The organism is Mojavia sp. (assembly GCF_059505145.1).
The window spans coordinates 126,928-151,801 of the sequence record NZ_JCACKA010000034.1 but is presented as its reverse complement, the minus strand read 5'-3'; the positions used below and the strand labels follow the sequence as shown (position 1 = coordinate 151,801).

20 protein-coding genes are annotated in these 24,874 nt (G+C 43.1%); all 20 read left to right on the top strand.

Annotated elements, in window-relative coordinates:
* Nucleotides 1–5: 5 nt before the first annotated feature.
* The gene (locus tag AC5JL8_RS05400; protein WP_495878745.1) at nt 6–2,066 is read left to right on the top strand and encodes a ferritin family protein; all 2,061 of its coding nucleotides are present in this window, start codon (nt 6–8) and stop codon (nt 2,064–2,066) included.
* Nucleotides 2,059–3,303, top strand: coding sequence for a ferritin-like domain-containing protein (locus AC5JL8_RS05395; protein ID WP_495878744.1), 1,245 nt, complete (start codon nt 2,059–2,061; stop codon nt 3,301–3,303). Before AC5JL8_RS05400 ends, AC5JL8_RS05395 begins: the two co-directional genes overlap by 8 nt.
* A 42-nt stretch (nt 3,304–3,345) precedes the next feature.
* A complete protein-coding gene (locus AC5JL8_RS05390; protein ID WP_495878743.1) occupies nt 3,346–4,524 on the top strand; it encodes an acyl-CoA dehydrogenase family protein in 1,179 nt (392 codons plus the stop codon).
* Between the two features lie 186 nt (nt 4,525–4,710).
* The gene (locus AC5JL8_RS05385) at nt 4,711–6,030 is read left to right on the top strand and encodes a glycosyltransferase (RefSeq protein WP_495878742.1); all 1,320 of its coding nucleotides are present in this window, start codon (nt 4,711–4,713) and stop codon (nt 6,028–6,030) included.
* Between the two features lie 70 nt (nt 6,031–6,100).
* Nucleotides 6,101–7,444, top strand: a complete 1,344-nt coding sequence (locus AC5JL8_RS05380; protein WP_495878741.1) for a cytochrome P450 — start codon at nt 6,101–6,103, stop codon at nt 7,442–7,444.
* Nucleotides 7,445–7,509: 65 nt separating this feature from the next.
* A complete protein-coding gene (locus AC5JL8_RS05375) occupies nt 7,510–7,746 on the top strand; it encodes a hypothetical protein (protein ID WP_495878740.1) in 237 nt (78 codons plus the stop codon).
* A 63-nt stretch (nt 7,747–7,809) separates the two neighbouring features.
* On the top strand, nt 7,810–8,859 hold the full coding sequence (locus tag AC5JL8_RS05370; protein WP_495878739.1) for a methyltransferase: 1,050 nt from the start codon (nt 7,810–7,812) through the stop codon (nt 8,857–8,859).
* Between the two features lie 10 nt (nt 8,860–8,869).
* Complete coding sequence (locus tag AC5JL8_RS05365) at nt 8,870–9,118, top strand: hypothetical protein (RefSeq protein WP_495878738.1); 249 nt, start codon at nt 8,870–8,872, stop codon at nt 9,116–9,118.
* 378 nt (nt 9,119–9,496) lie between these two features.
* Entirely contained in the window at nt 9,497–10,600 is a 1,104-nt protein-coding gene (locus AC5JL8_RS05360; RefSeq protein WP_495878737.1) for a class I SAM-dependent methyltransferase, read from the top strand.
* A 79-nt stretch (nt 10,601–10,679) separates the two neighbouring features.
* Nucleotides 10,680–11,789 carry a 3-deoxy-7-phosphoheptulonate synthase gene (gene aroF, locus AC5JL8_RS05355; protein WP_495878736.1) on the top strand — a complete coding sequence of 370 codons (1,110 nt, stop codon included), beginning with the start codon at nt 10,680–10,682 and terminating at the stop codon, nt 11,787–11,789.
* A 118-nt stretch (nt 11,790–11,907) separates the two neighbouring features.
* A complete protein-coding gene (locus tag AC5JL8_RS05350) occupies nt 11,908–14,193 on the top strand; it encodes an anthranilate synthase (protein WP_495878735.1) in 2,286 nt (761 codons plus the stop codon).
* A gap of 155 nt (nt 14,194–14,348) precedes the next feature.
* The gene (locus tag AC5JL8_RS05345; protein ID WP_495878734.1) at nt 14,349–15,968 is read left to right on the top strand and encodes a tryptophan halogenase family protein; all 1,620 of its coding nucleotides are present in this window, start codon (nt 14,349–14,351) and stop codon (nt 15,966–15,968) included.
* Nucleotides 15,969–16,077: 109 nt separating this feature from the next.
* Nucleotides 16,078–17,091: a bifunctional riboflavin kinase/FAD synthetase gene (locus AC5JL8_RS05340; protein WP_495878733.1), complete on the top strand. Its 1,014-nt coding sequence runs from the start codon at nt 16,078–16,080 to the stop codon at nt 17,089–17,091.
* Between the two features lie 95 nt (nt 17,092–17,186).
* Complete coding sequence (locus AC5JL8_RS05335; RefSeq protein ID WP_495878732.1) at nt 17,187–17,855, top strand: antibiotic biosynthesis monooxygenase; 669 nt, start codon at nt 17,187–17,189, stop codon at nt 17,853–17,855.
* A 175-nt stretch (nt 17,856–18,030) separates the two neighbouring features.
* On the top strand, nt 18,031–18,666 hold the full coding sequence (locus tag AC5JL8_RS05330) for a hypothetical protein (protein ID WP_495878731.1): 636 nt from the start codon (nt 18,031–18,033) through the stop codon (nt 18,664–18,666).
* A 158-nt stretch (nt 18,667–18,824) separates the two neighbouring features.
* Nucleotides 18,825–19,736 (top strand): indole-3-glycerol phosphate synthase TrpC, encoded by a 912-nt coding sequence (gene trpC, locus AC5JL8_RS05325; RefSeq protein WP_495878774.1) that lies wholly within the window; start codon nt 18,825–18,827, stop codon nt 19,734–19,736.
* A gap of 130 nt (nt 19,737–19,866) precedes the next feature.
* Nucleotides 19,867–20,691 carry a tryptophan synthase subunit alpha gene (gene trpA, locus AC5JL8_RS05320; protein WP_495878730.1) on the top strand — a complete coding sequence of 275 codons (825 nt, stop codon included), beginning with the start codon at nt 19,867–19,869 and terminating at the stop codon, nt 20,689–20,691.
* Nucleotides 20,692–20,903: 212 nt separating this feature from the next.
* On the top strand, nt 20,904–22,136 hold the full coding sequence (trpB, locus tag AC5JL8_RS05315; protein ID WP_495878773.1) for a tryptophan synthase subunit beta: 1,233 nt from the start codon (nt 20,904–20,906) through the stop codon (nt 22,134–22,136).
* Nucleotides 22,137–22,165: 29 nt separating this feature from the next.
* Nucleotides 22,166–23,320 (top strand): anthranilate phosphoribosyltransferase, encoded by a 1,155-nt coding sequence (trpD, locus tag AC5JL8_RS05310; RefSeq protein WP_495878729.1) that lies wholly within the window; start codon nt 22,166–22,168, stop codon nt 23,318–23,320.
* Nucleotides 23,321–23,370: 50 nt separating this feature from the next.
* Nucleotides 23,371–24,837, top strand: coding sequence for a multicopper oxidase family protein (locus tag AC5JL8_RS05305; RefSeq protein WP_495878728.1), 1,467 nt, complete (start codon nt 23,371–23,373; stop codon nt 24,835–24,837).
* The last annotated feature ends 37 nt before the right edge of the window (nt 24,838–24,874 follow it).

Genomic DNA, 24,874 nt, shown 5'->3' with positions numbered 1-24,874 from the left:
TCCTCATGAGTATTTTAAATTTTCCGAGAATTCATTTTTCAGGGTGGTGTCGTTTTCACGAGCCTACCGGAAACCAGAATAAGGCTGGAAATATTGACTTAACAACTAACGAAATCTACATGGGTCAGAAACGAGTTGACTCCTCTGTAGCTCCAGAAGCTTTTTACGAGTACTACTCTCATCTGGGAATAAAATACAACCGTGAAGGTCAAGAAGACCCAGAAGGCATATTTAGCGAAGCTGCTGGTCGTGATTTAGAAGGGAATAGCAGGGTTTCGTGGAATGCCAAAGTGGTAAGCACACAAACCAGATTTGGAGTCATAAACACTGATGACCCTTTGGTTGGTAGAGCGGTTGATTTATGGGGACACTACAATGAGTATCTAGCTACCACCTTTAACCAACCAAAAGTAGTAGAACTAGATTCTGCCTCCCAGTGGACTAGACAGATTTATGCAGGGCATTTTACCTTAGGCCGAGAAGCTTCTATCAGTTCTAATCACTTAATCAATGGTGGTGTCCAGAAAGTTCACCACGCCCGGTGGCATAAAAATAATCACATCATCAATTTTCCTCAACACTGGAATGATGAAGAGATTAACAAGGCTGCGGTCTATCAGTTCGTGCTGGAAAAAGACCAAGAGCATTTCTATTTAAATAGTGATGAGTTAGATTCTGATGCATTAGTAGCTTTTCAAGAAACTCTAAAACATGAGGCGGCGAAAGGCATTGTTGTCCAATACTGTTTGTTCAATGCTAGTGAACCAATTCAACCCAATACACCAACTTGGTACAGTTTAGTCGGTACTGTAGGGATATGGTATGGGGAGCGAGAAATGGCTACTTATCCGGCAGGAAGGGTGCTTCACCCATTACAGGATGTAGCCAGTCAGAACCTTGTGGAAGGTTGGGGTACTCTTTCGGTTGAACTTTTCCAAGGACACTTGAGCTTAAACATGCCAATCGCACTTCCTATTGATGGAAGGCCACCATCACACTCAAGTGGGCCTCTTCCTGAGCATGGAGAGTTCTATAGTCCGCACGACTTATTCCTTTTTTGCCAAGGTATCGAAGATCCTTTAACCTTTATCTCTGTTAAAAATTTGCAAAAGCATTTTTATTACCAGACATCGGGGATTTTTGATTTTGAATACTTAATTAAACTTAGCGACGAACATTGGGAACAAATTTTTCAAAGTTCTTTGTTTATCGCTATCCAAGACAACCAAGGAAACTTTATCCCAATATTGCAAGAAAAAGAGATTATCATTCAAGCAGATCGAGCCAACATTTACCTTGAAATTCCTTCTGAGGAAAAAGGAATATTTTTCGATGAGAGCATCGAAATCCGAAGTTTTATCAGAGGGATGCCGCACACCGTCAATAATATCCATTTACACCAAGTTTATAATCCGGCTAATTTTCCCTTTAAAGTTGAAGAATTTAAACAGGAGAATTTACCGGATAGTAAAGAACACAAACTATGCCTTGTCAAATGTAAGTATGTAGAAAACAGCAGTCATTTTCAGACAGAGTTAGAGTTTAGTACTAATGAAAAAGGTAGGGCGACAATCACATTTCGAGGGCTGAAAAGTGGCGGAGGGCGAATTATTTTTGCAGTTGGAGAAAGCGAAAATCAATTTATTCAGACCTTGTTGGAGCATGATCCTTTTGAGGTTTATGATGACAGTAACCAACTGAATTTTTGGAACAAGGCGAATGTTATACATATCAAAGTGCTACCTCATGACTGGCATTTAATAGATGTTCCACAGTCTGACGTAGACTTTAAGTTAATGTACGAGCATGTTCTGCAATTTTATGAACTGCTCTATCCTTTTATGAATCGCGAAATCTTTAGTCTTGGCAACAAAGCCAGAGTAGAATCTTTCTCTTTACTATCCTGGCAGATGTGCGATCCTATCAACAGAGATAAATCCTATTACATGCCTCCTACCAGGGAGTTATCTTATCCTAAAGCTTTGCTTTTTAAAAAGTTCTTGATGAATGTTTCGCAAATCGGTTATCTGCCTTGTTGTCACAAAAAGGCTGTAAAAGATGATTGAGATTAAAGAAGAAATCACCACTGCTGAAGAGATAATAGTTGCTCTTAAAGATGCAGTGGAATTAGAAATGTCTTTGATGCTTCAGTATCTCTATGCTGCTTATTCCATACCTAATCTAGTGAGTGGACAGGAATACGTAAAGCGGGGTATCTGGAAGCCAGAACACTTGAAATTCATGTGTGGTGACGGTGAAGAAAGAATGAACCAGGGTATCCGAGGTGTTATCCTTCGGATTGCTAGGGAAGAAATGATACACTTCCTGATGGCTAATAACCTTTTAATGGCTGTAGGCGGTTCTTTTCACACTTGCACACCTGACTTTTCAAAGCTGTCAAAATTTTACCCTCTTGGTGTAGAAATGGCACTTGAGCCATTCTCTGAGAACTGTGTAAAACGATTTATCTACTTTGAATGGCCCTCTTATTATCAAGACAGAACAGTTCCAGGACACAGCAATAATGGGAAAACGACTTATAGTAGCGTTAGTCAACTTTATCAGAAAATCAGGATAGCTTTAGTAAATAATCCTGAATTAATTTTGGTTGAGAAGAATAAGACTGGAGGTGAACATCATCTATTTTTAAATAAAAAGACGAACACACATCACCCGAATTATCAATGTCAGGTAGATGATTTAGATTCAGCTTTATTTACTATCGACCTAATTACCGAACAAGGTGAAGGAGCCAATGCACAGGTCGAGGTGTTTGAGGATTCGCACTTTCACAAATTTCAAAAAATTCATCACTACCTACAGGAATTTAATTTACAAGGTGATTGGTTTCATGCTTATCCAACATTAAGAAATCCTAGCATTGCTCGTAGACCTGGGACTAATCAGGTACTGAATGAAGAAACTGCCGAAGTAATGCAGATTTTTAATGGCTGCTTTGAAATCAGTATGCAAATGATGGTTCAGCATTTTGGGAAAAGACCTACAGAGTCTCTGAGGATGTCTAGATTAATGAATACTTCCTTAGAAATTATGGCTGTATTGCTGCGTCCACTGGCAATTTTGTTGATGACTTTGGAATCAGGAATACCAGGGAGAACTGCTGGCCCTTCTTTTGAGTTGTCACAACCTATCCAGTACATACCCTACGATAAAACAGCACAAAAGCTACTCGTTTATAAGTTTGAAAAGCTTTATGCAAAGGCTCAAAAATTAAAGGTTGTTCCAGATACGATTCAGGAGTTATTGCAGTTTTTTATCGGCTTTACTCAGAATATTGATTGAACGAAACGTACTTAGCGATCGCCCTAAAAATAGGAGTTGAAAATGGTTGTTGTAAATATCAAGAAGTTAACCAGAGAAGAAATTATCGAAAACGCACGACAAATAAGAGACGAAGTTGCTAAAGTAGCGATCGAAACTGAAAAACGAGGAAATATTTCGGACGAAATTGTGAAAAAGCTTTGTGAAGCAGGCTTTTTCAGCGCGATGACTCCCTCAGAGTTCGGTGGACATGAAATGCCTTTGGATGTTGTGTTTGATGTTTGCGATTATATTGCACAGGGATGTGTTTCCACAGCTTGGGTCACCTGCTTGGTGTCGGTACACAACTGGATGGTAGGATTATTTCCTTGGGAAGCTCAAAAAGAAGTTTTTGCAGATAATAATTACAATTTAGTTTCTGCCACTTTTAGTCCCAAAGGCAAAGCAATCAAAACACAGGATGGATATACTCTTAGTGGAAGGTGGCCTTTTATTACTGGAGTTAAACATGACTCTTGGGTAATTGTTGGAGGTATGTATTTACCTAATTCCACAGATGAGAAGCCTGTACCAAAAGTTTTTCTACTTCCACAAAAAGAAGTGGAAATATTAGATACTTGGTATGTTTCAGGAATGAAAGGAACCGGCAGCAACGATATTCAAATAAATGAGGTATTCGTTCCTGAGTACAGAGTAGCAAATCTCATCGATCTGCTAAACGGTAATTCTCCAGGTTCTAAAGTTTTAAAGAGTACTAATTTCCAATGGTGCGTTGCACCGGTTACTGCTTTATCAGGAACGGCTCCGGCTATTGGTGCAGCCAAAAGAGTCATCCAGATTTACAAAGATAAACTGCACAGTTTTTTAGACAAGAATGTAGAGGTCAGACAAACAGCTCTTGTCAGACTATCAGATATCATGGTCAGGTTGGAAACAATGGAACTGTTAATGCAAGACAGTATTAAGGATATGATGCTCAAAACTGAAACAGCATCCTTGACCTTGAATGACAGAGCCAAATACAGGGTGCAGTGTACATTAGCGGTGAAAGAATGTAAGTCGATTATCAATGAAGTCCTAGATGTGATGGGATCGCGATCGCATTATTTAACTGAAGAATTACAGCGTTTTGCACGAGATATTGCCATGATTTATTCCCATATTATGCTCGATTTTGATGGTGCTAACGAAGTCTATGGCAAGCTACAGCTGGGATTACCACATAACACTCCAATTATTTAGGTAGCCCAATAGTCTTTTTAAGGTGGTGAAACCCATTCTCATCAGGACTTACGCAAAAGATAACGAAAGTAGCGGTAATTTATGAATTACCGCTACGCAAGGATAAGCTTTTCGGTCAGATCTTGCGTAAGCCATGTCTCATTTTTGGCTTCATAACTTGTAAAACATCCTCTTAGGTCTACTGCAATGGCTCGTTTTCTTATAGGTACGATCCCCGCTTTTGGACACGTCAACCCAGCCTTGCCCATTGCTCGTAAGCTAGTAGAGCGCGGTCACCAAGTGTGGTGGTATACAGGGATTGGTTTTCAATCTCAGGTGGAACAGACTGGCGCTCGCCACGTTCCCATCCGTACAGGCATTGATTTCACTGTACCAGACACTATCCCTGAATCTTTAAAAGAAGAAGGGTTTTCTTTAAAGGGACTGGCACAGTTTAAGTTCTGCCTCAAGCACCTTTTTGTTGACTCAGCAGCAGCGCAGTTAAAAGACCTTACCGAAATATTGCAAAAGTTCCCAGCTGATGTTGTTTTATCCGATTTGTTTTTCTTGGGAGCCTCTTGGGTTCATAAAAAAGGAGGGCCGCCTTGGGCAACTTTAGGTACAACTGGGCTATTCTTCAGCAGTTGCGATACAGCTCCTTTTGGATTAGGAATGCAACCAGACGCTTCAGCACTCGGACGTTTTCGTAATTATTGGTTGAACAGGTTCCAGCAATTCCTCTTCAAAGATGTTACCGTCTATTTAGACCAAGTTCGAGGCAGCATCGGATTATCGCCTGACTATCAAAATTTTTTTGATGCTAGTTTATCGCCTTTTCTCTATTTACAGCAGACGGTTCCATCGTTTGAGTATCCTCGTAGTGACTTGCCCCCCCAAGTACATTTTATCGGAGCATCATTGCCAGAACAGCTCAATTCTTTTACTCCTCCCAGTTGGTGGGACGAGTTGAACAGTGGTAAAGTAGTTGTCCACGTTACACAGGGTACAGTATCAACCGAGGCAGATGATTTAATTGTTCCTACAATCAAGGCGTTTGCCAACGACGAAGATGTACTCGTTGTGGCAACAACAGGTGGTAAGGCGATTGATAGTTTTAATATCGATCCGATGCCAACAAACGTCAGGCTGGAGCAGTTTATTCCTCATGAGCATCTCATGCCTCACGTTGATGTCATGGTGACCAACGGTGGGCCTCATGGTGTACATATGGCTCTTGCCAACGGTGTACCACTGGTTGCCGCGGGTCAAACTGAGGATAAACCAGAAATCTGCGCTCGGATTGAGTGGGCTGGGGTGGGTGTGAACCTGAAAACCAAAAAACCTCACCCAACCCAACTAAAAAATGCTGTTCAGAAAATTCTAGCATCACCCCATTATCGGCAGAAAGCTCAACTTTTGAAAGCTGACATCGCTCGTTACGACGCACCTACTGAAGCTGCTGTACTACTCGAACAGTTAGCGTCAACAAAACAGCCCGTTTTCAAGAAAACTTCAGTTCATACTTAACGTTTCAAATTTCATTCTCTCTACTTTGCGTTTTATATTCCAAGGCTTGTTTAAGGAAGGAGCACTACTGATGACTACGACTTTGGTAAGTATTCCGCGCATTCCACCAGAACCAAAGGGACATTTTATCATCGGTCATATCCCTGAGTTTCAACGCGATCCGCTTGGCTTCCTAAGCAGTTGTGCTCGCAAGTATGGAGATTTGGTTCGCCTCCGATTCGGCTTGCAACCAGTTTATTTACTCAACCATCCTGGCTACATTGAGGAAGTACTGACTAACAAGAGCAGCCACTTTCAGAAACCTCGGATCATGCGAGGAATCCTCTTAGGCAACGGGCTGCTTACAAGTGAAAAAGCCTTTTGGCACCGTCAGCGTCGCCTGACACAACCAGCCTTCCATCGCGATCGCATTGCTGCTTATGGAGATGTGATGGTTGCCTATACCAACCGAATGCTCGCTACGTGGCAACATGGTGAAACTTATGATGTTCAACAGGAAATTTCGCACCTCACTTTGACTATTGTGGCGAAGACGCTCTTTGACGTTGATGTAGCCAGCGAAACCGAAAAGATAGTTGACACCATGAAAGTGCTGGTGGAAAGCTTTAACGCGCGGGCAACCACTTTGTTCATGTTGCCAGAACGCATTCCCACACCTGGCAACTTGCGCTATCTACGGTCAGTTCGGCGTTTGGACAAAATTGTCTATAGCTTCATCAAACAGCGCAGAGCTAGTAACGAAGATGCTGGTGACTTACTGTCTATGCTGTTACACGCAGAGAGTGAAGATGGTAGTCAAATGACTGACCAACAATTACGCGATGAGGTAATGACACTGTTCATTGCTGGTTATGAAACAACTGCTAATGCGCTGTCGTGGACATGGATGCTGCTATCACAGCATCCAGAAGTAGAAACCAAATTGATAGAGGAACTACAGACAGTATTAGGTGGACGAACTCCTACAGTTTCGGATCTTCCCCAGTTGCCTTACGCAGAGATGGTTATCTTGGAATCTATGCGGCTGTATCCACCCATTTGGAGCATAGCTCGTGAGGTCGTGCAAGAGTGCGAAATCGGAGGATATGTTTTGCCCGCTAACACCACTGTGTTCATGAGTCAGTGGGTGATGCACCGAGACCCACGATTTTTTGATCATCCAGATGTATTCAATCCCGACCGTTGGACAGACGACCTAGCTAAACGGCTACCCACCTTTGCCTATTTCCCCTTCGGAGGCGGATCACGAGTTTGCATTGGTAAACGCTTTGCGATGATGGAGATGGTATTGCTACTAGCAACAATTGCCCAAAAGTTTCGGCTGACGATGGTTCCAGGACATCCAATTGCCTTTCCACCTGCGGCTTTACTGCGTCCTATGTATGGACTCAAAATGTCGCTAACTAAACGTTAGGCGATAAACGAATATCGCCAAAAGTGGAAGTTGTCTAGCCTACTCTAGCCTACGAACAGCCCGGAGTGGCAGCACGTCTGGCTTGGAAAGGTATTGCAGAGGTAATACCTTATTCTCGCTTGAGCGTCTCCAAGCTACAAACTGCCATCCAGCGGATACTAACTCAAGACTCTTACAAGAAAAATGCATTGAACTTAGGTATTTCATATTCTGATTCAGCAACGCCCTTATTCCTACCCTTCGGGAAGCCACTTCGTGTCTACGTGTCCTTTGCGCCCTTTGTGGTTCGTTCTTTCTTTTGAGTAAGTTCTGTCCTTAACTGAACCGTATTGTGTCTAAATCAAGCAATTTAGGAGAAAAAATGTATGTCTCAAACAGCCAGTTCCAATCAAAACAATGCTCTGGAACTTTTTGACAAACTAATACAGCTACTGAGTGGTATGTATGTAAGTCAAGCAATTTATGTAGCAGCTAAACTTGGTGTTGCTGATTTACTTAAAGATGGTGCAAAAAGCAGTGACGACCTAGCAAAATCTACTGAAGTTGATGCTCAATTTTTGTATCGATTATTGCGTGCTTTAGCAACTGTCAACATATTTATTGAAGTAGGCGATCGCTACTTTGAACTGACACCACTGGCAATATGTCTTCAGAAAGATGCTCCTGGTTCAATGCGTTCTATGGCACTAGCAATGGGTGAGGATTGGAACTGGCAATGCTTAGGAAATTTGTTCAATGCTATTAAGACAGGTGTTCCTGCATTTGAGCATCAGTTTGGGATGAGTATGTTTGACTATTTTGTTGAACATCCTGAACTTGGCAGGAACTATTATGAAGCAATGACTCATCATTCTGCAATCATTAACGATGCCATCTTAGATGCCTATGATTTTTCCTCGATTTCTAAGTTAGTTGATGTTGCTGGCGGATATGGAACTTTACTTGCTGCTATCCTCAAGGCCAATCCCAATCTAACCGGCATTCTCTTCGACTTGCCAACTGTAATCGAACGCGCCAAGAAAACCGATTATTTGCAAAAAGAAGAACTGACAGGACGCTATCAACTAGTAGGCGGAGACTTTTTTAAATCTGTGCCAGGCGGGGGGGACACTTATATTCTGAAATCAACTATTCATAATTGGGATGATAATCGCGCCAATCAGATTCTTCAGAACTGCTACCACGCAATGCCAACAAATGGAAAGCTGCTGGTGATTGACCCAGTAGTTCCCCCTGGAAATGAGCGATATTTTAGTGTTAAGTTAATGGATTTGCAAATGCTGATAGGGACAAATGGCGGACGCGAACGCACTGCCGATGAGTTTCAAAAACTATTTACTGAGGCAGGCTTTCATCTCACAAAAATTATATCAACTAAGTCATCATGCAGCATCATTGAAGGCGTTAAAATATGAGGCATTTTCAATGTTAAATTCATCCTCTTTGCTCAATGACCAAGCAGAATGCTATGGCAATGCAAATGAAGAGAATACCAAGCGATTAAGTAGTAAAAATTTGAGTGAGTACGTGGCTCATCTTCAGCTTCATATGGCGTTACAAGCTCGGAATTTGGTTCCCCATCTTAACCAAACGACGGTAACTAGCCGCGAACAATTGCTCCATCAAACCCAAGCAAATTTTGAAAAACTAGTTTCTCGTCAAGCACTTGAATAACAACTGACAAGCGGCTCGTACAAAAGGCTAATGTTGAAAAGAGATAAAATTATCTCTGTTAATCTTAATGGTGTAGTTTTTTAAATTTCTATTTTTTAGAAATCTATCTAATATAGCGTTTCCTAAGCAACTGAGGTACACCCAAATCTTGTTTAATAAGGTTAGTAGCTTTGAAAACATACCTCACCAGGATGGGAACCGCTATAAAAAGACTTTTAATAAAATATAGGAATTTAATTTAATTTTTAGACTTACTCATAGAGTAGGGGGCAGAAAACTCTTAACAGTTTATAAAGGAGATACAGTTGTACAGAATTTTTTCATAAATTTAATAGGAACTCTAGAGCTTTCTTTAGATATTCTTGAGGAATAATCATCATGAGAAATTTTTATGTGGCTAGTGCATTTTTGACAGTTAAAGATTATCAAGTTTGGGCAGTATTTGACTGGAATCAAAATAAAACCCAGGTTATTGACAAAAAAAAATTGCTAATCATTCTAGAAATTTTTATTCATGAAAAATCTTTAGAAGCAGCATATCAACACTTTCAAGAAATTAATTATTTACCTGTTTCTCAGAGTGTATTACAAAAATGTAGAGAAATATACAAAAAATCAGGTGATTTCATCGTTGCAGTTGCTAACAAAACATTGAAGGTTGTTGAGCAAGGATTTATTAATATTTTAAATCCAGAAAAACAATACGATTTAGATACAATTAGTAAAGAGACTTGCCAAGTAATGCGTTGTCTATTTGCTCAAGAAACTTTTGCAGCAGATGAAGAAATTAGCAGTTTTGAAGCTTTTAACCAATCAGTAGAATATCTTGCAACGCTCGGTCTGCTCTCCCCAGCTGTAAATACTTTAGAATGGGGTGATTTGAGGCGGAATTCTCCTTTATGTCCTGTGTTCGGATTTACCAGAGGAACTCCTATTGATCGATATTATTTAGGTCAATTTATTAGAGAGATTCGACACCAAGTTGCAGGAACCGTGTTGGAACTGGGGGGAATCGTGGAAAATCGAGAACTTTATCAATTTTCTCATGTCACAGAATATCAAACTTTGGATGTAGCACCCAGACCAGGAGTTACCCAGGTAGGAGATGTTCACGACTTAGCGGCGATCGCGCCAGAATCTCTAGACGCAATAGTAGTTTTTAATGTGTTGGAACACTGTCATAATCCTTGGGTAGTTATCCACAATATTTACAGTTGGTTGAAAGTGGGTGGCCAATGTTTTTGCTTGGTTCCGAGCGCCCAAAGATTGCATGATATGCCTGGAGATTATTGGCGACCACTTCCAGATGGAATGAAACAGTTATTTCAAGATTTTTCCCAACAAAAGTTATATGTTTACGGCAATCCTTTAACAGTTGTAGCTAGTTTTATGGCAATTTCAGCAGAAGAATTATTGTCTCATGAGCTAGATAATTTTCATCCAGATTACCCAGTGGTAACTTGTATGGTTGCAAGGAAGTAATCCTTACAATTCCACTTCTACCATCGGTTAAGCCGAGAACCACATCAAGCTAATTATCATTTGAACGGGAATTTAAACCATGATTGTAGTCATCAAGCCTGGTACTCTTACCTTAGAAATTGAACGAACTTGTCAAGAATTACGTAGCTGGAATGTCATACCAGAACCAATTGTTGGCAAACACCAAGTTGCAATTGGTTTAATAGGTGATACAGCTGCTCTCAATCCTCAACAAATCCAACAACTAAGTCCTTTTATTGAGAAAGTTATCCGGGTAAATAAGCCTTATAAACGAGCGAGTCTAGAATTTCGTCATGGAGAGCCGAGTTCGGTAATTGTATCAACGCCTAATGGATTGGTAACATTTGGTCAAAATTATCCGATAGTTTCCATCGCTGGGCCATGCTCAGTAGAAAATGAAGAAATGATTGTGGAGACAGCTCAACTCGTCAAAGCGGCTGGTGCTAAGTTTTTGCGAGGAGGAGCCTATAAGCCCCGAACCTCTCCTTATGCTTTCCAAGGACACGGTGCGCCAGCTTTAGACTTGCTGGCAACAGCACGTCAGGCTACAGGTTTGGGTATTGTAACTGAAGTCATGGATACAGCTGATCTTGAGAAAGTGGCAGAGGTTGCAGACATTATCCAAATCGGTGCCCGCAATATGCAAAATTTTTCATTGTTGAAACGAGTAGGGGCAATAAATAAGCCAGTTGTGCTGAAGCGAGGTCTGTCCGCAACAATTGAAGAGTGGTTGATGGCGGCTGAGTACATTCTGGCAGCAGGTAACCCAAACGTGATTCTGTGCGAACGGGGGATTCGCACCTTTGATCGACAATATACGCGTAATACACTCGATCTTACTGCTGTACCTGTTCTGCGATCGCTAACTCATTTACCGATTATGGTCGATCCTAGCCACGGTACGGGTCTGGCAGAGTACGTCCCAACAATGGCTAAAGCGGCGATCGTTGCTGGAGCAGATTCCCTGATGATTGAGGTTCACCCAAATCCGAAAAAGGCTCTTTCTGATGGTTCTCAGTCCCTCTCCTTGCAGCAATATGAGGAATTTATGAAACAGATAGCTATTATCGGTCAAGCTGTTTGTCGTTGGCCTCAAGAATATCCTTTATCAACAGTACCTTTAGGCTCGCACAGACAGTTAAGCACAAGCAGTTCAGCAAATCCATAGTTGGATTGTATGTTCCAATCTCATCAACTAAATCGCTCGCATTTATATTTTGCAAATGACTTTGTGAGCAAATCACCCCTGTAAAAATTTCTTTAAAGCAGTTGGAGACAAATTGCTAATGAATTTTGATAGTCATTGCTACATAACTAAAGGTGGAGTTTGTGTATCTCGCACTGTAACAGAGACTTCGATGGCAACAGCTATTGAAGAGGTTTTGTTACATATTGATACTCAGCGTGGAGGATTACTTGCAAGCAGTTACGAATATCCAGGACGATACAAGAGATGGGCGATCGGCTTTATTAATCCACCCCTAGAACTGGTTACTTGTGAGAACTCTTTCACACTCACAGCACATAACGAGCGGGGTATGATGCTGTTAACTTATTTAGCAGAGCGTTTATACAAGCAACCGCAACTTCAGGCACTCAATTGGCAGGAGGGTAGTATAACTGGCTCTGTCCGGCCAAAAGAACGTTTCTTTTCTGAAGAAGAACGAAGCAAACAACCATCTGTGTTTAGTGTTGTTCGTGAAATTCTACATACTTTCGAGAGTTCTGAAGATAACCACCTGGGACTGTACGGTGCATTTGGCTACGACTTAGTTTTTCAGTTTGAGCCAATGCCAAAGCTGCTCCCACGTTCTACAGAACAGCGAGATTTGTTGTTATATTTACCTGATGAACTAGTAATTGTTGACTACTATCTGCAACGTGCAATTCGTGTGCAGTATGAATTCGAGACTGAGCATGGTAGCACTAGGGGTTTATCCAATAGCTGTGAAAAGATTAATTACAAAGGTAAACGTCGTACCCCTACTCAAGCGTCTGACCATGCAACTGATGAGTATACTCTTCAAGTTGAGAAAGCACTCGATTACTTCCGTCGGGGCGATTTATTTGAGGTTGTTCCCAGTCAAAGCTTCTTTAAAGCCTGCGAAAAATCTCCAGCAGAACTGTTCCGAACCCTACAGCAGATTAATCCCAGTCCCTATGGATTCATCTTTAATTTGGGTGGAGAGTATCTTATTGGTGCATCCCCAGAAATGTTTGTCAGGGTAGAAGGTAAACGCGTTGAAACTTGCCCAATTAGTGGTACGATTAGGCGAGGAAAAGATGCGATCGATGATGCCACTCAAATCCTTCAGCTTCTTAACTCACGCAAGGATGAAGCTGAGTTAACCATGTGTACTGATGTTGACCGCAACGATAAATCCCGGATTTGTGAGCCTGGGTCAGTACGAGTGATTGGTCGCCGCCAAATTGAGTTGTACAGTCATCTAATCCATACCGTAGACCATGTTGAAGGCTTACTGCGACCTGAGTTTGATGCTTTGGATGCATTTCTTACCCATCTTTGGGCAGTCACAGTCACAGGAGCACCAAAACGGGCAGCAATACAGTTTATCGAACAGCACGAGCGTAGCCCTCGGCGTTGGTATGGTGGAGCGGTTGGGTACTTAACCTTCAAAGGTCACCTAAACACGGGTTTAATTCTACGGACTATCCAGCTTGTGGACACGATCGCAGAAGTAAGAGTGGGTGCGACAGTTCTTTATGACTCAATTCCAGAAGCCGAAGCCCAGGAAACTATTACCAAAGCTGCTGCCCTCCTTCAAACACTTTATCAGGCGAAGCAGACGAGTACTGATGTCTCAAGCAACTCAAATTTTGACCATCATCAAGCTAGCACTCAACCAGGCAAGCATGTCTTACTCATTGACTATGAAGACTCATTTGTTCACACACTAGCAAACTACATCCGTCAAACTGGTGCTACAGTCACAACACTGCGTCATGGTTTTTCGGAATCAGTCTTTGATGCAGAATCTCCAGATCTTGTGGTTCTATCTCCAGGGCCAGGAAAACCAAGTGACTTTCATGTGGCAGAAACGATTACAGTTTGCACAAGACGGCAAATCCCCATTTTTGGTGTGTGTTTGGGATTACAGTCAATTGTTGAAGCTTTCGGGGGTGAGTTGGGAGTTCTCAGCTATCCCCAACACGGAAAAATATCTCGTGTTTGTGTTGTGGCTTCCGACTCTGCCGTTTTTAAAGACTTGCCGCGATCGTTCGAGGTTGGCAGATATCACTCGTTGTTTGCTCGACCTGAAAACATGCCTAAAGAACTCAAAGTTACAGCCATTTCGGATGATGGCGTGATTATGGGTATCGAGCATCAGACATTACCAATTGCCGCCGTTCAGTTTCATCCAGAATCAATTATGAGTCTGGCTGGAGAAGTTGGTCTAGCGATTATTAAGAACGTCATCCTTGCATACGCCAAAACTAGCCCGGCTCAGTTCTCCTATATAAATAAACTTTCTCCTTTCATGGAAACTAGCCATGAACAGACATCGATTAGATTGACTACAGCCGATACGACAAAAGCTGGACACCATTGAAATTCATCATCCCAAGCTAACGCAATTTTTTTGCTTCGTAAGCCTAGTTTCCTATCAGTTTGAACACGACATCAGGCTGTCCAGTACTAAACGCTTAACTCCACTTTTTCACTTTAACTGCCAAAAATTTCCAATCAAAATCTAGGAGAGACATCATGGATTCAAATAACAAGATTCAAAACATCATCATTGTAGGTGGTGGTACAACCGGCTGGATGGCAGCATCCTATCTGACAAAAACATTGCAAGGAAGCGTTAATATCACCCTTATTGAGTCGGATCGAATTCCCACAGTAGGTGTAGGAGAAGCAACCGTACCGAGTATACGAACGGATTTCTTTGATTTTCTGGGGCTTTCAGAATCCGAATGGATGCCAGAATGTACGGCGACATTTAAGATAGGTATTAAGTACGTTAATTGGGCTTATCCGCCTTCCGTAACCAAAAACAATACATTTTTTCACATCTTTGGGGAAGCCAAAGAATGTGATGGTGTTCCACTGACGCATTACTGGCTGAAAAAACGGCTCAATGGATATGAACGTCCGATGGCCCATAGCTGTTACCCAAGCCAAAGACTGTGCGAAAAATACAAATCTCCTAAATTTCTGGATGGACGTGCAAGCGTTGACTATGCATACCATTTCGATGCAGGCTTAGTTGCCCAGTACTTAACTAAGTGGGCGACTAAACGAGGGGTGGTGCGCGTAATTGATCAGGTAGTTGATGTCGCCCTAGACGATACAGGTGCCATTAGCTGTTTGAAAACCCAAAAAGGCAATACTTACACCGCAGATTTATATTTGGACTGCTCAGGTTTCCGAGGTCTGTTGATTAATGAAGCGCTTAAAGAGCCTTTCTTGCCCTATTCAGATAATCTCTTGTGCGATAGCGCTGTGGCTACAGCGCTATCGACGGACGACAATGATGATAATTTTAGACCCTACACAACAGCAACCGCCCTCAGTTCTGGTTGGGTATGGGAGATTCCACAGTACGGGCGATTGGGTACAGGCTATGTCTATTCCCAAAACTTCATTTCTCCAGAACAAGCTGAACAAGAATTTAGAGGATTTCACGGTATTAAAGACAAAGATGTTCCAATCAAGCACCTCAAAATGAGAGTGGGCAGAACTAAGCGAGCTTGGGTGAAGAACTGCGTTAGTCTCGGACTCTCTAGTGGGTTTATTGAACCGCTAGAGTCAACAGGGATTTACTTTATTTACGCGGCTCTCAAGCAATTAATTAGGTACTTCCCTGACAAGAGTATGAACCCTGCTTTGAGGAACAAGTTCAATGAAAGAATCGCTTACATGATTGATGATGTTAGGGATTTTATAGTCCTGCACTACTGCACCACCTCTCGTGAGGACACACCATTCTGGAAGGCAAATAAGTTCGACCTCAAAATCCCTGAATCGTTGCAGACCCTCTTAGACATCTATCGGGCTGGAGCTCCTATTAACACTCCTTACACAGACGAGTATGGGTATAACCGGAACTTTGATGCTGGTTTTGACAGGTTCTGGACTAATAGTAATTACTTGGCAATTTTAGCGGGAGTAAACTACTTGCCCGATTCAGTTTTGCCTATCTTAAACCATAAACCAGACTCGATAGAAAAGGCAGAAATAACTTTCAAGTCTGTGCAGGCTACCACAGAAAACCTCTTAAAAGAGTTGCCTTCGCATTATGCCTATATCAAAAATTTGCATAAAGGAGATGAACTGATGGTTGAACAATATCGTCAACTTGAGCCAAGCTTGACGCGATAAAAGGGACTGAGGGCTAGGTACTGGGAATTAGGGAAGAGTTTTCTCACTAACCAATACCTACTCCTCAATAGAAAGAATATTTATCCTGGAAACTTTTGAACCATCTATCATGTTAGGAAGCTTAACTTCATTTTTAACTCCAACCGCTGTTGCTCTTGGTAACTTTGATGGTTTGCATCGCGGACATCAAAAGGTAATTGAATCGATTTTGAATTCTCAAAACTTTTATCCTACAGTTGTCACATTCAATCCTCATCCTCGTGAGTTTTTTAGCGGAAAACGCTGTCCTTTACTGACACCTGTGAATGAGAAAGTGCAACAACTGCGATCATTTGGGGTAAAACAGATGGTGTCACTACCGTTTAATCGAGAACTAGCAGCTTTAAGTCCCCAGCAGTTTGTCGAAAAAATTCTTGTACAAGATTTGCAAGCCCAACAAGTTAGTGTCGGACACGACTTTCGCTTTGGACATCAGCGTAGCGGAACCGCTGTTGATTTGCAAGCGATCGCAGCCACCTTTGGCATCCCTGTTACTATCGTTTCTCCACACACTCATGAAGGCGAACGCATCAGCAGCACATCCATCCGCAAAGCCATAGAGCAAGGCGAACTCCAACGCGCTAAAGCCCTATTAGGGAGTTGTTACACCCTTACAGGCTCTGTTGTTCGAGGTGAGCAGATGGGTCAAACCATAGGTTTGCCTACCGCTAATCTCCAGTTACCAAAAGAAAAGCTCTTGCCAAGACACGGTGTCTATGCTGTAAGAGTTTTTATTGAAGATGAGAGGGAAACAGAGTGGAACAGTGGGAGAGTAAAAGCGCTCACTGATGAATCCTCCGTGCCTCTTGCCTACAAAGGCGTCATGAATATTGGTTATTGCCTGACAGTAAATGGGGAGCGTTCACATGTAAAAGTACACTTGTTAGATTGGTCTGGAAATTTATATGGAAAGACCCTAATTATACAGCTAGAAAAGTTTTTGCGACCTCAACAAGAATTTGTATCCCTAGAAGCTCTAAAAGCACAGATTCAAGCTGATTGCACCATAGCCAGAACTGTTCTCGCAGACTTGTCAGAACTGGGTTCTCGACTGGAAAGACCAGCAACTATTTCAGTAGCTTAATGGCATTTGCTCCTGCCATGAAAATTTTTCAACTATCAAAAAAGTTTCCGGTTCGCAAGTAATCTCAATTTTCAATTTTATTCAGAGGAATGCTAATGATAACTACAATTGCCGTCACCAACAATGTTGCTACCTTTATCAATATTTTCACAATTGAAGCAACAAAACAACAAGCACTGATAGATCATTTAAAGATTCATACAGAAACTATCAGAAAGCAACCGGGTTTTATCACAGCCAATTTCCATCGCAGCTTGGATGGCACCAGAGTCATCAACTATGTGCAATGGACTAGTATTGAGGCGAGTAAAGCAATCCACCAGAATCCAGACATCTCTGCTGCTTTTGCCACTTATCAAGACCTTGGTGTGAGCATGGATCTTCGCTATTACGAAGTGGTTCTTACACGCGGACAACCGATAAAAATTGAAGCGCACAACAACCTGATTACTCAAATTGATGTCTTGTATGTAGCACCAGAGAATCAACAGTCGTTACTACAAAAACTAACACAGGTTATCGATCCCGCGATCGCTAAACAAACAGGCAATCTTTCAACCGCCTGGATTCGTAGTCTTGATGGCAACCGGATTATTAACTACTCCCAATGGAGTAGTAAAGATACTTACGATGCTGCAATGTCAAACCTGAATCGGAATGCTGATAGTGAAGAACAAACAGCTATTAAAGATGTGGTTCAGCAGTTAGATTCTCATCTTTATCAGATTGATTTCATCGCAGATGCAGACGGCTTACTGACTTGACCTGATCTGGGTCTACTCAAAAAAGCTCAGACTATAATATCGTACTTGTAGCAAACTTAAACTCCAGTTTACAAGTGCAGCTCATTGTGTAAAGATTGGGCTGACTGGTTGGCAACAGGATTAATCACCTCAACTCGATCAAATTATGCAGCGTCAAGCTCAGAAATAAACGAGTATGCAAAAGTTATGTGTAGCTGCTGTAGGAACAGCATTGATAGCTCTGGAAAGTTTAAGTATGGCTCCGGCTACTGCGGCCCTCTTAACCTTCAGCTTTTCCACCGAAAGCGGTGGCACAGGTTCCTTTACCTTGGATACGGAAACTGTTCGTGCTTCTGAGCCAGCTGTCTTTGGGGCTGGGTTTACAGGGATTTTATACCCTAATGCTGTTTCTAACTTGTCTTTGTCAGCATCGTATACAAGTTTGAGAAAAGTTACTGCTGACTGGGTTGTTGCTCCATTTTTTACTTCTGATCTTCTTGTCCTTCCTGAGAGTATGGGTGTTCTGAGCGGTGCTGTTTATCCAAGTGGATGTTCCAATGGTACTAGCGTCGGCTGTTCAGTCACTGTTGGTGTAATTTACTCAGGCAATGCTTCAGAACTTTCTCCTAACCCAGATTCCTACCCTATAGTTCTTGCTGTCGAGTTGTTTGAACCCACAACTCAACAGCTGCTCATCCGCGAATCGATTACTAAATTTCAAGTTGTTCCTGAGTCGAATTCTAACTTGAGTATATTAGCTTTTGGGATTGGGGGGATAAGTTTACTACTGAAACGCAAGCTGAAAGAAAAACTGCTCACCGCAAAAGAATGAGACTTCTGAAAATAGCTTGCAGTAGATTTTTCAAGCAAAAGCAACAACTCAAGCACTAGCAAAGTTTGCTTGAGTAAAAAGGGCTGTGAGTCGCAATGGATACTGTTGACGAACCATCAGATGCCAATGTTGTTTGGAAACCTAGTACTATGCAGTTTATGAGTTACTCAGTCGCTACTACTGACCTCTATCCGCGTCACATTCTCAAAGAGATTGTGTGGCATAAAAAGCAAGAAGTTGCACAAATGCGGCAAGAATTGCCCCTAGCTTCTTTGCAACAACAGTTATCTGCTGCTCCTTTGCCACGAAATTTTCTGAGTGCTTTGCAGCAGAGTCCTCATGTACCAACCTTAATTGCAGAGGTCAAGAAAGCCTCCCCTTCTCGCGGAGTACTTCGATCTGACTTTGACCCAGTGGCTATAGCCCAGGCTTATGAACGAGGCGGAGCAGCTTGTCTCTCAGTTCTCACTGACTCTGAGTACTTCCAGGGTAGTTTTGACAACTTGCGTGCCATCAGACAGAAGGTGACATTACCGCTACTGTGTAAAGAGTTTGCGATCGACATCTACCAAATCTACTATGCACGGGTAGCAGGCGCAGATGCTTTACTGCTGATAGCTGCCATCCTCACAGATGAAGAAATCCAAGACTTTGTGCGAGTCATCCATGATTTGGGGATGAAAGCTTTGGTAGAAGTTCATACCTTGGCTGAACTAGATCGAGTCTTGAAACTGGACGACATCCGTTTAGTTGGAATTAACAATCGCAATTTAGAAGATTTTACGGTGGATCTCAAAACCACGCAACAACTCTTGGAGTTGCGACGTTCACAGTTGCAAAGCTTCGGCATTACTATAGTGAGTGAATCTGGCTTATATACATCGGCTGATTTATCACTTGTAGCCCAAGCAGGTGTACGTGCAGTTTTGGTAGGAGAGTCATTAGTTAAACAAGCCGATTTAGAGCAAGCTGTACGAACTCTACTCAGCACCAAGCCTGAACGACAAGAAGTCGCGGCTAAAGAAACGAAGTCCATGCAGGCGGACTTCGGAAAATCAAGGGTTTTGTAGCCTGCGTACTGCTTCGCAGAACCAGGCTTTGTTCGTGTAGCCAAGCTACTGCATTAACTGAACCGTATTGATTTATAAGGCAATGATTGAGTTAAGCCTTTTCTCTTTCCCTATAAGGTAGATTAAGCCCATGACTTCAATTTCCCAATGCTTCCAATCTTTAAGAAATCGCAACCAGTGCGCTCTCATTCCCTTCATAACAGCTGGAGACCCTGACTTAGAAACCACAAAAGAGGCTTTACAAGTATTAGATCGCAATGGAGCTGACTTTATTGAATTAGGTGTTCCCTATTCCGATCCGTTAGCAGATGGCCCTGTGATTCAAGCCGCAGCCACGAGAGCATTGCAAAAAGGAACTAAGTTAGAAGCTGTACTGGAGATGGTGGCAGATGTCAGTCCCAGCCTACAAGCGCCTGTGATTTTGTTTACTTACTACAATCCAATTTTATATCGGGGTATTAGGTTATTTTTAGCACAACTTGCCAACGCTGGGGTACAAGGGTTGGTAGTACCAGACTTGCCTTTAGAAGAGGCAGAAGAGCTGATAAATACAGCAGCCGAATTTGGGATAGAAGTTATTTTGCTGGTAACTCCTACAAGTTCCAAACAGAGAATTGAGGCTATTACTAAGTCTTCTCAGGGGTTTATTTATCTAGTCAGTGTCACAGGCGTTACAGGTATGCGCTCCCAGTTGCAAGACCACGTGAAAACTTTGTTGGTGGAGATGCGGAATGTGACCAATAAACCAATTGGCGTAGGCTTTGGCATCTCTGGAGCAGAACAGGCTCGTCAGGTTAAAGATTGGGGTGCTGATGCCGTAATTGTTGGTAGTGCCTTTGTCAAGCGTTTAGCAGATGATGAGTCAAATGCAGGACTGCAAGCGATTGCAGAACTTTGCCAAGAAATCAAAGCAGCGATCGCTCCTGCATCTCTTCTAACGGTAGGTTCAGTTTAAATTATCACTAATATCGTTTGACTTTAAGGTTGTCCGAATGGCAAGCAAAGGAAGCCAGAGTCACTCAAAATGCCTGCCCTTGAAAGCTGGGGACACATCCCTGTTTACATCCCCGTGTAATATAGCGGGAATTCATCTGAGTAAGAACCGTTATAGCATCCCTGCATCATCTTGTTAACTATTAGCAATAAGGACTTTAAGCAGTGGTAAACATCCCAGATATCAATACCTATGTTGCGCCTGGTTTTATCGGCCCTGATTCTTTGGGAAGATTTGGACGCTTCGGCGGTAAGTATGTCCCTGAAACCTTAATGCCTGCATTAAGCGAGCTAGAAACAGCATTCGAGCAATACCGCAATGACCCAAGCTTTCAACAAGAGTTACAAAATTTACTGCGGGACTATGTGGGACGCCCTAATCCTTTGTATTTTGCTGAACGCCTGACAGCACACTACGCTAGACCTGATGGCACAGGTTCGCAAATTTACTTAAAGCGGGAGGATTTAAACCATACAGGTGCTCACAAAATCAACAACGCTTTAGGTCAGGTATTGCTGGCAAAGCGCATGGGTAAGCAGCGGATCATTGCGGAAACTGGAGCAGGTCAGCATGGAGTAGCGACAGCAACTGTGTGCGCTCGTTTTGGATTGCAGTGCGTGATTTACATGGGCATCCACGATATGCAACGGCAAGCTCTCAACGTATTCCGGATGCGGCTGATGGGAGCAGAGGTGCGTCCAGTAGAGGCTGGAAGCGGAACACTTAAGGATGCCACTTCCGAGGCTATTCGGGACTGGGTGACTAACGTGGTTTCAACACATTACATCTTAGGTTCCGTTGCGGGGCCGCATCCTTACCCAATGTTAGTACGCGAATTCCACGCTATCATCGGCAAAGAAACGCGTACTCAGTGTCAACAGAAGTGGGGAGGACTACCAGATATTGTCTTGGCTTGTGTGGGGGGTGGTTCCAATGCGATTGGACTGTTCCATGAGTTTGTGGGTGAAGCATCTGTACGCCTAATTGGAGTTGAGGCGGCAGGTGAAGGTGTTGACACCCAGAAGCACGCAGCAACTCTGACACAGGGGCGAATCGGGGTATTGCACGGTGCAATGAGCTACGTATTGCAAGACGATGATGGTCAGATTGTCGAAGCACATTCGATTAGTGCAGGTTTGGATTATCCTGGGGTAGGCCCAGAACACAGCTATCTGAAAGATACGTGTCGCGCCGAGTATTACAGCGTTACCGATTCTGAAGCTTTGGCTGCGTTTGTGCGTCTGTCTCAATTAGAAGGGATTATTCCTGCTTTAGAAACCTCTCATGCGATCGCCTATCTAGAAAAGTTATGTCCGCAACTAGATGGCAGCCCACGAATTGTGATCAACTGCTCTGGTAGAGGCGATAAGGACGTGCAAACAGTTGCTAAAGTCCTTAATCCTTAGTCCGTGCATAATTATTAACTTTTAAGCAAATGACAGTTGTAACTCAGACGCCGATTGACAATATCGCCGTCACCTGCGAATCCATCGATTTGCCTGCTTTGTTAAAACAATTACTAGATAAGCGATCGCTCTCGGTTGAACAAGCAGCAGAGCTAATGCATGGTTGGCTCGCAGATACGATTTCTCCAGCGCTATCCGGAGCGATTTTAGCGGCAATTCAAGCCAAAGGAGTTTCCACAGAAGAATTGGTTGGCATGGCTAGTGTCTTGTATTCTCAATCTCAGGGGACTGGGGAGCGGGGATTAGGGATTGGGCAAGAAGCAATAAAGGGGGAATTTTCGCTATCCTCTACCTCTTCCCAGTCCCCAGCCCCCCTGATTGACACCTGCGGAACCGGAGGAGATGGAGCCTCCACCTTCAATATTTCCACTGCTGTCGCCTTCGTTGCGGCAGTAGCAGGGCTAAAAGTTGCAAAGCATGGTAATCGTTCAGCATCTAGCAAGACTGGCTCCGCTGATGTGTTGGAAGCTTTGGGGATAAATCTCAACGCCAATCCTGAGAAAGTCAAGTCGGCGGTTCATGAGGTCGGTATTACCTTTTTGTTTGCTCCTGGATGGCATCCAGCACTAAAAACAGTAACTGCTTTACGAAAAACTTTGAGAGTACGAACTATTTTTAACTTGCTGGGCCCTTTAGTCAATCCCATGCAACCAACGGGGCAAATCATTGGTGTGTATGATCCAGCACTCACACAAACAATTGCTCAAGCTTTATCGCAATTGGGAACTCGTCGTGCTATTGTGGTGTATGGACGCGAAAAGTTAGATGAAGCTGGATTAGCAGACTTAAATGATGTGGCTGTACTCAAAGACCAGAAAGTACACCTAACTGTACTAAATCCTCAGGAACTCGGTTTAACTCCTGCACCTACAGCAGCGCTACATAGCAAAGAAATTCACGAAAACGCTGAAATCCTCAAAGCCATCCTGAAAGGTCAAGGTACGCAAGCGCAACAAGATGTCGTGGCGTTAAATGCAGCACTAGCACTTTATGTCGGTGAAGCACTTGATCAGACGACCAACATTACAGAAGCTTGTGTGAAAGGAATTGCTATTGCCAAGGAAGTTATGCAAAGTGGGGAAGCTTGGAAAAAGCTGGAACAGCTTGCTGAATTTCTGCGGTAATTAATCACTAACTCGATTCCTATTAAACTCTTGCTGAAAGAGGTGTACCATTGACATACTCTAAAAACCAACGAGCTATCCTGACTCGCCGCAGCTTTGTTCGGCTTGCAGGACTGACCACAGGCGGAATAGCTGTTGTTGGAGGTTACCATGCTTTGTTTGGTCAGTCTGGAGAGCGGGCAAAAGAATCTGGACTTGCTTTACGCGAACCAGAATTGTTGCGTGTGCGACGTCCAGAACCCGGTGTTGTCGAAGCTGAGATTGTCGCTAGCCACACGTCTGTTACTTTAGCAGGAATCACAGTACAAGCACTGTCATATAACGATACAGTTCCAGGGCCAACGCTTCGGCTACGGGAGGGCGATCGCGTGCGGCTTTGCTTGATCAACCACTTGGAAGTGCCTACAAATCTGCACACGCACGGGTTACATATCTCACCAGAAGTGGACAACCCCTTTGTTCATGTTATGCCTGGAGAGAGCCGATTACACGAGTTTACAGTACCCAAAGGGGCAGCAGGTACTCGTTGGTATCACCCACATCCACACGGTATGGTTGCCACCCAACAGTTCGCCGGACTGACTGGAGCTATTGTGATTGAAAGTTCACTCGATGAGATACCCGAACTCCAAGCGGCTGAGGAACATCTGCTTGTACTTAAGGACTTCACTATTTTAAGAGGTGAGGTTGCTGCTAGTCACAGCTTTTTTGACTGGCTAGGCAAATACGGCAACCTTTGCCTAGTGAATGGTGCTTATCGTCCTAAACTTGTTCCTCAAAAATCACTCTTGCGCTTGAGACTAGTGAATACAAGCAATGCTCGTCCGTTTCGGTTAAAGTTCCAAGAACACCCGATGCACTTGATTGTTACTGACGACGGCTTCATTGAAAAACCTGTTACCGTTGAGGAATTGTTCCTTTCACCAGGTGAACGGGCTGAGGTACTGATTCAGTTGAAGCGAGCTGGAACGTTCAATTTGCTACATTTGCCGTATGATGATGGAAACTTTGTTGTCGGCAGCGAGCCAGCAAAGGAAGAGGCGTTGCTCACAGTCGTCGTTCCAGCTACACCTAAAAGATTGCCACTGCCTACACGTTTAGCCTCTGTTGATGCACTCAGCCCAGAACAGGCAGTTACCACGCGTACAGTACAGTTTGGCGGCGCAATCCCATTTAATTACACCGTCAATGGAAAGCAATTTGACCCTGAGCGCGTAGATTTTCGTGGGCGCTTGAATACCCTGGAAATCTGGGAAATCGAGAACCATAACGGCTTAATCCACCCATTCCATTTACACACTTACCCCTTTCAAGTACTTGCAAGGCAAGATGCAAAATCTAGCACCTGGCGGCCTGAACCATTCCCGGCATGGCGCGATAATATTAACTTATCTGGTCATTCCAAAGTCCGAATCGCTGTACCTCTGCGTGATTTTATTGGTAAAACTGTGTTTCACTGTCATATTTCTGAACATGAAGACCGAGGAATGATGGGAGTACTTGAGGTTGAAGCATAACTTATGGCAGTAGTTTCAGTAATTATTTTTGCGTTGC

Coding starts and splice junctions, on each gene's coding strand:
- AC5JL8_RS05400 (WP_495878745.1), top strand. CDS start 6: ATGAGTATTTTAAATTTTCCGAGAATTCATTTTTCAGGGTGGTGTCGT.
- AC5JL8_RS05395 (WP_495878744.1), top strand. CDS start 2,059: ATGATTGAGATTAAAGAAGAAATCACCACTGCTGAAGAGATAATAGTT.
- AC5JL8_RS05390 (WP_495878743.1), top strand. CDS start 3,346: ATGGTTGTTGTAAATATCAAGAAGTTAACCAGAGAAGAAATTATCGAA.
- AC5JL8_RS05385 (WP_495878742.1), top strand. CDS start 4,711: ATGGCTCGTTTTCTTATAGGTACGATCCCCGCTTTTGGACACGTCAAC.
- AC5JL8_RS05380 (WP_495878741.1), top strand. CDS start 6,101: ATGACTACGACTTTGGTAAGTATTCCGCGCATTCCACCAGAACCAAAG.
- AC5JL8_RS05370 (WP_495878739.1), top strand. CDS start 7,810: ATGTCTCAAACAGCCAGTTCCAATCAAAACAATGCTCTGGAACTTTTT.
- AC5JL8_RS05365 (WP_495878738.1), top strand. CDS start 8,870: ATGTTAAATTCATCCTCTTTGCTCAATGACCAAGCAGAATGCTATGGC.
- AC5JL8_RS05360 (WP_495878737.1), top strand. CDS start 9,497: ATGAGAAATTTTTATGTGGCTAGTGCATTTTTGACAGTTAAAGATTAT.
- aroF (WP_495878736.1), top strand. CDS start 10,680: ATGATTGTAGTCATCAAGCCTGGTACTCTTACCTTAGAAATTGAACGA.
- AC5JL8_RS05350 (WP_495878735.1), top strand. CDS start 11,908: ATGAATTTTGATAGTCATTGCTACATAACTAAAGGTGGAGTTTGTGTA.
- AC5JL8_RS05345 (WP_495878734.1), top strand. CDS start 14,349: ATGGATTCAAATAACAAGATTCAAAACATCATCATTGTAGGTGGTGGT.
- AC5JL8_RS05340 (WP_495878733.1), top strand. CDS start 16,078: ATGTTAGGAAGCTTAACTTCATTTTTAACTCCAACCGCTGTTGCTCTT.
- AC5JL8_RS05335 (WP_495878732.1), top strand. CDS start 17,187: ATGATAACTACAATTGCCGTCACCAACAATGTTGCTACCTTTATCAAT.
- AC5JL8_RS05330 (WP_495878731.1), top strand. CDS start 18,031: ATGCAAAAGTTATGTGTAGCTGCTGTAGGAACAGCATTGATAGCTCTG.
- trpC (WP_495878774.1), top strand. CDS start 18,825: ATGAGTTACTCAGTCGCTACTACTGACCTCTATCCGCGTCACATTCTC.
- trpA (WP_495878730.1), top strand. CDS start 19,867: ATGACTTCAATTTCCCAATGCTTCCAATCTTTAAGAAATCGCAACCAG.
- trpD (WP_495878729.1), top strand. CDS start 22,166: ATGACAGTTGTAACTCAGACGCCGATTGACAATATCGCCGTCACCTGC.